Origin of the sequence: Pseudoalteromonas sp. PAST1 (assembly GCF_021532515.1) — a bacterium.
Lineage (GTDB): Bacteria > Pseudomonadota > Gammaproteobacteria > Enterobacterales > Alteromonadaceae > Pseudoalteromonas > Pseudoalteromonas simplex.
This window is the reverse complement of record NZ_JAKGBH010000055.1, coordinates 21,934-30,065: the sequence shown is the minus strand read 5'-3', so window position 1 is coordinate 30,065 and position 8,132 is coordinate 21,934. Positions and strand designations below refer to the sequence as shown.

The following is an 8,132-nucleotide window of genomic DNA, read 5'->3' as shown; positions in this document are numbered from 1 at the left end:
GAACGGGGGACCTGCGGATTAACAGTCCGTCGCTCTAACCAACTGAGCTAAGGGGGAACTAAATAGAGTAGTGCGGTGCTATGATTTGGCTCCCCCTCCCCGACTCGAACGGGGGACCTGCGGATTAACAGTCCGTCGCTCTAACCAACTGAGCTAAGGGGGAACAATCATATTCATAAACTTGGCTCCCCCTCCCCGACTCGAACGGGGGACCTGCGGATTAACAGTCCGTCGCTCTAACCAACTGAGCTAAGGGGGAATCGTTTATGATTGAAAAACTTGGCTCCCCCTCCCCGACTCGAACGGGGGACCTGCGGATTAACAGTCCGTCGCTCTAACCAACTGAGCTAAGGGGGAAGCGTCATGCCTTTCAACGGGGCGAAATATTAATGACAGCATTGCAAAGTGTCAACATAAAAACTTCATAAATTCAAAAAAGAAGCTTATTCGATGTTTTTATGTTCGATCTGAGCAAAATGTAGCTGAAAAGCGCAGCGTTTTTTGTTTTTTAGAAGACTAGCTATGTCGAAAAGATGACTTTTTTGCATTCTTTTTGAGCAGTAGTACCAAATTGAAAATATAAAAAACCATTCTTTGTTCAGATATTCTCTATTAAAGTGAGGAAATCATCACTTATGCAATAATTTCTTGTGATTGAGAAAATCAAACCTAAGAGTTTTTATTAGGCCATCCTTAGGTGTTATTTTTTTCTTGTATTTTTTTACTACAGATGGCGAATATTCCATCTTTTTTTATGAAGCACATCGACATCATTGTTTGTCGAGGATGACTAAATTTATTTTTAGGTATACATATCAGTTAGTTACTGAATAGTGTGTTGTCGTGTTTTATGTTTCATGCTGGCTTTCCATTAAGGGGAGAGCATTTTTTACACATTCTTTTCTAGAAGCTTACAAAAGGGTCAAAACGGGATACTTCACTATTATTCGTTTTATCAGTTTCAAGCTAGTCTTCAAAGCCTTTATATTTGCGGCTTCTAGAGAGTTATCCACGGTTTCTGTGGATAACTCTGTTTATTAAACTTTAAGAACAGCTATAGTACTAGGATTTTAGGGCGCTCCAGCAATTTCAAGTGTTTAATTAAGTTTTTTTAATTCATTTTAAATCAATGTGTTAGTGTTTTTATCTGAAGCGATGCTGAATTGATAAGTAAATTTATTCGTGACGATGAAATGATGCTATTTATTGTGTAAAAAAACAGCGAATAGTGCCATTTAATTGTAATAAAGCTATTAAATTTGTTTTTATATTGTTTTTTATAAGGGTTAGTGGTTATTTTTATGTCAAAGCGTCAAAAGTTATAGTTTTGTACATCGATTTTGATTCTGCGAATAAAGCATAGCTTGCAAGTGAAGGATGCTTTAAACTTATAGGCTCATATAAAGAGGCCAAGAATTCTTATGAGCGTGAAACCGCAGAGCAAAACTAAACCTGATCTTTTAAACTCCCCAATTCTGCCGACCTTAAAAAAAATGACCATTCCTATGATTTTCGGAATGATCACTCTTATGATGTTTAATTTAGTCGATACCTTCTTCATCAGTTTGTTAGGCACCGAGCCATTAGCTGCAGTAAGTTTTACTTTTCCAGTTACCTTTACTGTAATTAGTTTAGCAATCGGCTTAGGGATAGGTACCTCCGCAGTTATTGCTAAAGCACTTGGTAGTGATAAGTTAGATGAAGCTCGTTTTGATGCCAGTATGTCATTACTGGTGTCGGTTGTAATGGTGTTTTGCCTTTCTGCCTTAGGTTATTTGTATATTGAGCCTATCTTTAAATTATTAGGGGCAGGTGAGCAAGTCTTGCCACTTATTCATGACTACATGAGCGTGTGGTTCATCGGCAGTGTATTTTTAATTACCCCTATGGTTGGCAATTCAGTGCTTAGAGCCAGCGGCGACACCAAAACGCCAAGTATTGTTATGGGTGGAGCGGGGCTGATAAATGCTATTTTAGATCCGGTACTAATTTTTGGTTTTGGGCCAATTCCAGCCTTAGGTATACAAGGGGCTGCTATTGCGAGTGTTATTGCTTGGGCGGTTGCAGTAATTATTATTTTATATATTCTGGCAATTAAGAACGGTTTGTTGAGTCTGCATGCTGGTCAGCAAACAGCAGTTAGTTCAGTGCGTAAAATTCTTAAAATAGGTTTACCGGCGGCAGGCGCAAATATGTTGACGCCAATAGCGATGGCGGTCATGACGGCATTAGTAGCTAAGCATGGCCCTGAGGCGGTTGCAGCGTTTGGTGTAGGCAGTCGCATTGAATCTATCGCAAGCCTTGTGGTGCTTGCTTTATCGATGACCTTTCCACCATTTGTAAGTCAAAACTTTGGGGCAGGTAAGTTTGAACGTGTTAAAGAAGCTTACTCAAAAACCTTGAAATTCGTGATGATTTGGCAGTTCGCTATTTATATTTTCCTGCTGTTAACCTCTGGCTTTATCGCGGATGTATTTGGTAAAGAGCAAGCGGTAATGGATGTGATTAAGTTATTCATTTATATCTTACCACTGAGTTATGGCCTGCAGGGGGTGATTATTTTATCTAACTCTTCATTTAATGCCTTGCATAAACCAATGAATGCCCTGATTTTAAGTGTGGTACGTCTGTTTGTTTTTTATGTACCTTTTGCTTATATAGGCAGCGAAATTGCAGGTTTAACTGGTTTATTTATTGGTGCCGCGATTGGTAACTTATTTACTGCAATGGTTGCCTATAAATGGTTTATCAAAGAAGTTGATGGGTTAAGTGAGTCATATATGAAGGAGTGTCATTCATGAGCGACCATTTCCAACTAGTTTCTAAGTTTCAGCCAAGTGGTGACCAACCAACGGCCATTGCACAGTTAAAAGATGGCCTAGAGGCTGGGCTTGCACATCAAACATTATTAGGGGCTACAGGAACCGGTAAAACCTTCACCATGGCCAATATCATTAATGATTTGAATCGGCCAACCATTATTATGGCACACAACAAAACACTCGCTGCACAGCTTTACGGTGAAATGAAAGAGTTTTTCCCTCATAATGCGGTTGAGTATTTTGTATCTTATTATGATTATTACCAGCCAGAAGCCTACGTTGTTGCCAGCGATACCTTTATTGAAAAAGACGCGTCTATTAATGAGCACATTGAACAAATGCGTTTAAGTGCCACCAAAGCGCTGCTTGAACGACGTGATACCATTATTGTGGCTTCGGTGTCTGCTATTTATGGTTTGGGCGACCCTGACTCATACATGAAGATGATGCTTTTACTAAAAGTAGGTGAAACCGTCGATCAGCGCGATATGCTGCGTCGGCTTGCTGAATTGCAATATACACGCAATGATATTGAATTTAGCCGCGGTACTTATCGTGTACGTGGCGAAGTGGTCGATATATTTCCTGCTGAATCGGATACTTACGCTGTGCGTGTGGAGATGTTTGACGATGAAATTGAGCGCTTAAGTATTTTTGACCCGCTTACAGGAGCAGTTGAAAAGCATATTGTACGTGCGACTATTTATCCAAAAACCCACTATGTAACACCCCGTGAAAAAATTCTTGATGCCATTGATAAAATTAAAGATGAGCTTAAAGACCGCCGAGCTCAGTTACTCAGTGCCAACAAACTTGTGGAAGAGCAACGTATTGCTCAGCGCACCCAGTACGATATTGAAATGATGACCGAGCTTGGTTATTGCTCTGGCATCGAAAACTATTCGCGATACTTATCTGGCAGAACACCGGGCGATCCACCGCCGACATTATTAGATTACTTACCTGATGATGCATTGATGATTATTGATGAATCACACGTTACTGTGTCGCAAATTGGTGCTATGTATAAAGGCGATAGAAGCCGTAAAGAAAATCTTGTTGAGTATGGCTTTCGCTTGCCATCAGCGTTAGATAACCGCCCATTACGCTTTGAAGAATTTGAAGCCATTGCGCCGCAAACTATTTATGTGTCGGCAACACCTGGTGACTTTGAGCTTGAGCGCTCATCAGGGGAGGTTGCAGAGCAGGTCATTCGTCCAACCGGGCTTATTGATCCAGAAATTGAAGTACGCCCTGTGGGCACCCAGGTTGATGACTTACTCTCAGAAATCTATAAACGAGTAGAAGTGAATGAGCGGGTGCTTGTAACCACGTTAACTAAGCGTATGGCAGAAGATTTAACCGACTATCTCAATGACCATGACGTAAAAGTACGCTATTTGCACTCAGACATCGACACTGTTGAACGGGTTGAAATTATTCGTGATTTACGTGCTGGCGTATTTGATGTGTTAGTAGGCATTAACTTATTGCGAGAAGGTCTCGACATGCCAGAAGTTTCACTGGTGGCGATACTTGATGCCGATAAAGAAGGTTTCTTACGTTCGACTCGTTCACTTATTCAAACCATAGGGCGTGCTGCGCGTCACTTAAATGGTAAAGCAATTCTGTATGGCGACCGCATCACTAATTCAATGCGACAAGCCATTGATGAAACAGACCGCCGCCGTGAAAAACAACAAGCTTATAACCTTGAACATGGTATTGAGCCACAAGCACTGGTTAAAAGTATTACCGACATTATGGATGTGGGCGAAGAAGCAAGCCCGAAAGACAACCTTAAGTTAGTGCGTAAAGAGTCTAAACAAGTGCTCAGCGCGAAAGATATTGCCAGCCAAATCAAAGCTCTTGAAGCGAAAATGCATGCTTATGCTAGCGATCTTGAGTTTGAAAAAGCGGCGTCTGTGCGTGATGAAATTCACGAATTACAACAACAGTTAATTAACTAAAGATGATGACAAACGATTTTTCTGCCATTTTAAATGCTTTAGCAGAGGCGCCACTTGCTGCTAATGAATTATGTCGTGTATTCCATGGCCGTGGTCACTCAGTCGCTGAGCTGAGCCACATAAACTTAGACTTTTATCCGCCAGCACTCTTTTTAGTTTCATATCAAGAAATAGATGAACAAGTACTTGCGCAATTAACTGATGCCCTGTGGCAATGGGCGCAAGAGAATGCGCCAGCGCTTGTCGGTGCATTGGTTTACCAACAACGTAGCGGCATTAACACCCGCAACGCGCTTATGCATGGTGAATTACCCCAAGAGCACCATGTCAGTGAAAATGGTATTAAGTTTAAAGTCGATTTATTGAGTCGCCAAAATACTGGGATTTTCCCTGATATGCGCCGTGGCCGGGAGTTTGTTCAAGCTAATAGTAAAAATGCAAAAGTGCTCAACTTATTTTCATACACGTGTGGCTTCTCTGTTGCAGCAATGCAGGGGGGGGCAGACCAAGTTATTAATATGGACATGAATAAAGGGGTGCTGCGAACAGGTAAACAAAATCATCAGCTAAATGGTTTTGATCAAGGTGTTAGTTATTTTCCGCACGATATTCTAAAATCATTCGGTAAGCTTAAAAAATCAGCACCGTATGAATTGATCATCGTAGACCCGCCGAGTTTTCAAAAAGGCAGTTTTATATTGACCAAGGATTATCAAAAAATCCTACGTCGTTTACCTGAGCTGCTAAATGAAAACACCCAGTTGTTACTGTGTGCAAATAGCCCTGAGCTATCTGAGCAGGCGTTTAAAGATCTCATTAGCGATCATACACAAGGGGCAATTAGTTTTGTTGAGCGATTAGCTCCTACTGATGGCTTTATTGAGGTTGACAGTGATCGCAGCTTAAAAGCGTTAGTCTATAAAACAGCAAACTAATGGCACTGAGTAAACGACTTTCAGCCATTGTTGATGTAGTTGATTCTGGGTATGACGAAATCTGGGATTGTTGCTGCGATCACGGTTTGTTAGGGATTGAGCTATTACAGCAAAATAAAGCCCAGTTTATACATTTCGTTGATATTGTGCCTGAGCTGATGCAGGTACTAAGTGATAAACTCGAACGTTTTGCCACAAGTGAGCAACGCGGCCGTTGGCAGGTACATTGCCAAGATGTGGCAATGATTTCACCAGATCCTAAAAAGCGTCACCTTGTTATTATTGCGGGGGTGGGAGGTGAGTTATTAGTGCGATTTTTAGCGCAGATTGTTAGTCAACAGCCAAATACGCATATCGACTTTATTGTTTGCCCTGTACATCACAGTTATCAAGTTCGCAGCTATTTGCAGACACTGCCATTGGGGCTCGTATCTGAGCAGTTGGTGTGTGAAAACAAACGATTTTATGAAGTTATTGCCATGAGTGCGTCTGCTTCGCAGTCGATCACTCGAGTTGGCCAGCAAATGTGGCAGCTAACAAGTAAAGAGCACCAAGCTTATCTGAAGCAATTATGTGCTCATTACCAACGTATGTTAAATCAAGACGCTGATTATTATCAGCCAGTGCTTGAACAATACAGTGCATTATTAACTTAATAAGAGCTAACTTAATTAGAGTTTATTAATTTCTTGTTTTACGCTGTAGCTTGAATCAGTAACAATGGCTTCGAGCGTTTGCACACGCTCTTTTAGCTCTACAAGCTCTTTTGTTACTGCAGCGACATGTTCGTTCGCTTCTTTGCTGTCTTTTAATGTTCGAGATTTAAACTCTAATTTTTTTTATACATATCATAAATCACACCTGAACCCACAGAAATCAAGACAATCAATACCACCATGGTTGTCCCTGACATAGCACTCTCCTTATTATTTAAAAATTATGTATAGATTATAGCCTGATTTTTTAATTGCAAAGGTGATTCTGTTACAAGGTGTTTCGTTTTAAAAATGGCTTGATACGAATAAAGCCGGTGACCAGCATGGTACCCGCGATAACACACAATGCGCCAACCAAGGTATTAGGTCCAATTTGCTCATCTAAAATTAAATTGCCCCAAGCAATGCCAAATAATGGAATTAAAAAGGTAACAGTCAACGCAGAGGTTGGGCCAATGTCATCAATCAAACGGAAAAACAGGATATATGCCACCGCAGTACATAGTACACCGAGTGCCACCACACCAAGCATCACCTCATTACTTGGTATTTCTCTGGCAGGAATAACAAAAATAAGCGGTAGAACCATAATACTTGCCGCCCACATACTGCCATGGGCATTATCAAAAGCAGATAACTTAGGTGCATGTTTTGTGTAATGAGATGCAATGGCATAGCTGAGCGAGGCACACAATGCAGCTACAATTGCTGTGATTGCTTGCGTGTCGATAATCAGGCTATTTTGCCCTACTAAAATGGCTACGCCCGTTAAACCTAATAGCAAGCCAAGTAACATACTTTTGGTGGGTTTCGTTTTACTCCATACAATACCAACGATGGCACCCCAAATAGGGGTCGTTGAATTTAATATGGATAAGGTTGAGGCATTAATTGTTTGCGCTGCATAGGCAAACAATAAAAAGGGAAGGGCGGAATTAAGTGCGCCAATAATGAAAAAATGCTTTTTGTGGGTCGTGAAAGCGAGTTGCTTTCGTAAGTACATCGCAAAAATAAACAGTGTTATTGCAGCAAAGCCAACTCTTAACTCAATTAATACTGCAGGGCCTAAGCTATTCGCTGCCATGCGCATAAATAAGAAGGAAGCGCCCCAAATAGCAGCAAGGATGAATAAGCGTAATAAACTTGGCAATGACATGGTTTTACATTCTTGAATTATAAAACCTGAGCATAACAAATTTCTGCTCTAATACTCGCCATTTTCGGACTATTAATCGGTTGATTTTGGAAGTTTCTTTTCGAAATCAGACTTAACGATTTCTAAAGCTGCTAATACATCTTCGGCGGGGACATCGTTTTGCTCTAATAGCATAATAAGGTCAACGGCAATTTTAATATAGTTAGGCGCACCTTCTAACTCACTACTCATTTTTGCAATTCCTTTTTCTTAGCGACTTGGCTGATCGCTACATCAATAGCTGTTTGCACTTGTTGCTCCATTCTAATACGTTCTTTTTGCGGTAAATAAAATTCCATATCGACATCGTAGCGAATGTAACGAGCAGGCAGTTGATTTAATACTGTGCAGCATAAATCTGCCATAACATCATCACTATAGGTCGCTTCTAAGTTTCGTTTTGAGATGTCTTCGACAACCAATTTTTCATAGTAATTATGAATGTCGTCATGCAATTTCATACAAAGTTAGCCTTATTTAAAAGTCACTTTTAG

General features: G+C 40.7%; 7 protein-coding genes, 3 tRNA genes and 1 pseudogene. 4 read left to right on the top strand and 7 right to left on the bottom strand.

The annotated features are described in order from the left end of the window. Nucleotides 1-86 precede the first annotated feature (86 nt). The 3 genes from L1272_RS19480 to L1272_RS19470 all read right to left on the bottom strand — a co-directional run bounded on the left by L1272_RS19480 (nucleotide 87) and on the right by L1272_RS19470 (nucleotide 357). A tRNA-Asn gene (locus L1272_RS19480) sits at nucleotides 87-163 on the bottom strand. Between the two features lie 19 nt (nucleotides 164-182). Next, nucleotides 183-259, bottom strand: a tRNA-Asn gene (locus L1272_RS19475). 21 nt (nucleotides 260-280) lie between these two features. After that, a tRNA-Asn gene (locus L1272_RS19470) sits at nucleotides 281-357 on the bottom strand. Between the two features lie 1,064 nt (nucleotides 358-1,421). Between L1272_RS19470 and L1272_RS19465 the strand changes: the two genes are divergently transcribed. From L1272_RS19465 to L1272_RS19450, 4 genes are read left to right on the top strand one after another with little or no spacing between them, the layout of a single operon-like run. Continuing rightward, the gene (locus tag L1272_RS19465; protein WP_235374122.1) at nucleotides 1,422-2,801 is read left to right on the top strand and encodes an MATE family efflux transporter; all 1,380 of its coding nucleotides are present in this window, start codon (nucleotides 1,422-1,424) and stop codon (nucleotides 2,799-2,801) included. Then, nucleotides 2,798-4,792, top strand: coding sequence for an excinuclease ABC subunit UvrB (gene uvrB / locus L1272_RS19460; protein WP_054553686.1), 1,995 nt, complete (start codon nucleotides 2,798-2,800; stop codon nucleotides 4,790-4,792). Before L1272_RS19465 ends, uvrB begins: the two co-directional genes overlap by 4 nt. Before the next feature lie 5 nt (nucleotides 4,793-4,797). Further along, a complete protein-coding gene (locus tag L1272_RS19455) occupies nucleotides 4,798-5,727 on the top strand; it encodes a class I SAM-dependent methyltransferase (RefSeq protein ID WP_166339748.1) in 930 nt (309 codons plus the stop codon). Next, the gene (locus L1272_RS19450) at nucleotides 5,727-6,383 is read left to right on the top strand and encodes a tRNA (adenine(22)-N(1))-methyltransferase (protein WP_138602085.1); all 657 of its coding nucleotides are present in this window, start codon (nucleotides 5,727-5,729) and stop codon (nucleotides 6,381-6,383) included. Before L1272_RS19455 ends, L1272_RS19450 begins: the two co-directional genes overlap by 1 nt. 15 nt (nucleotides 6,384-6,398) lie before the next feature. Here the strand turns inward: L1272_RS19450 and L1272_RS19445 are convergent. The 4 genes and pseudogenes from L1272_RS19445 to L1272_RS19430 form a co-directional block, all read right to left on the bottom strand. After that, nucleotides 6,399-6,640 (bottom strand): annotated as a pseudogene (locus L1272_RS19445) (hypothetical protein). Between the two features lie 71 nt (nucleotides 6,641-6,711). Next, nucleotides 6,712-7,599: a DMT family transporter gene (locus tag L1272_RS19440; RefSeq protein ID WP_235374121.1), complete on the bottom strand. Its 888-nt coding sequence runs from the start codon at nucleotides 7,597-7,599 to the stop codon at nucleotides 6,712-6,714. Between the two features lie 72 nt (nucleotides 7,600-7,671). Then, nucleotides 7,672-7,830: a YbaM family protein gene (locus tag L1272_RS19435; RefSeq protein ID WP_082389283.1), complete on the bottom strand. Its 159-nt coding sequence runs from the start codon at nucleotides 7,828-7,830 to the stop codon at nucleotides 7,672-7,674. Further along, nucleotides 7,827-8,099, bottom strand: a complete 273-nt coding sequence (locus L1272_RS19430) for a late competence development ComFB family protein (protein ID WP_138602087.1) — start codon at nucleotides 8,097-8,099, stop codon at nucleotides 7,827-7,829. The genes L1272_RS19435 and L1272_RS19430 overlap by 4 nt, the downstream gene beginning before the upstream one ends. Nucleotides 8,100-8,132: the final 33 nt, after the last annotated feature.

What these genes read in the sequence shown, in the direction of transcription:
- L1272_RS19440 (WP_235374121.1), bottom strand. Translation starts at nt 7,599, where the DNA reads ATGTCATTGCCAAGTTTATTACGCTTATTCATCCTTGCTGCTATTTGG.
- L1272_RS19450 (WP_138602085.1), top strand. Translation starts at nt 5,727, where the DNA reads ATGGCACTGAGTAAACGACTTTCAGCCATTGTTGATGTAGTTGATTCT.
- L1272_RS19465 (WP_235374122.1), top strand. Translation starts at nt 1,422, where the DNA reads ATGAGCGTGAAACCGCAGAGCAAAACTAAACCTGATCTTTTAAACTCC.
- L1272_RS19435 (WP_082389283.1), bottom strand. Translation starts at nt 7,830, where the DNA reads ATGAGTAGTGAGTTAGAAGGTGCGCCTAACTATATTAAAATTGCCGTT.
- L1272_RS19455 (WP_166339748.1), top strand. Translation starts at nt 4,798, where the DNA reads ATGACAAACGATTTTTCTGCCATTTTAAATGCTTTAGCAGAGGCGCCA.
- L1272_RS19430 (WP_138602087.1), bottom strand. Translation starts at nt 8,099, where the DNA reads ATGAAATTGCATGACGACATTCATAATTACTATGAAAAATTGGTTGTC.
- uvrB (WP_054553686.1), top strand. Translation starts at nt 2,798, where the DNA reads ATGAGCGACCATTTCCAACTAGTTTCTAAGTTTCAGCCAAGTGGTGAC.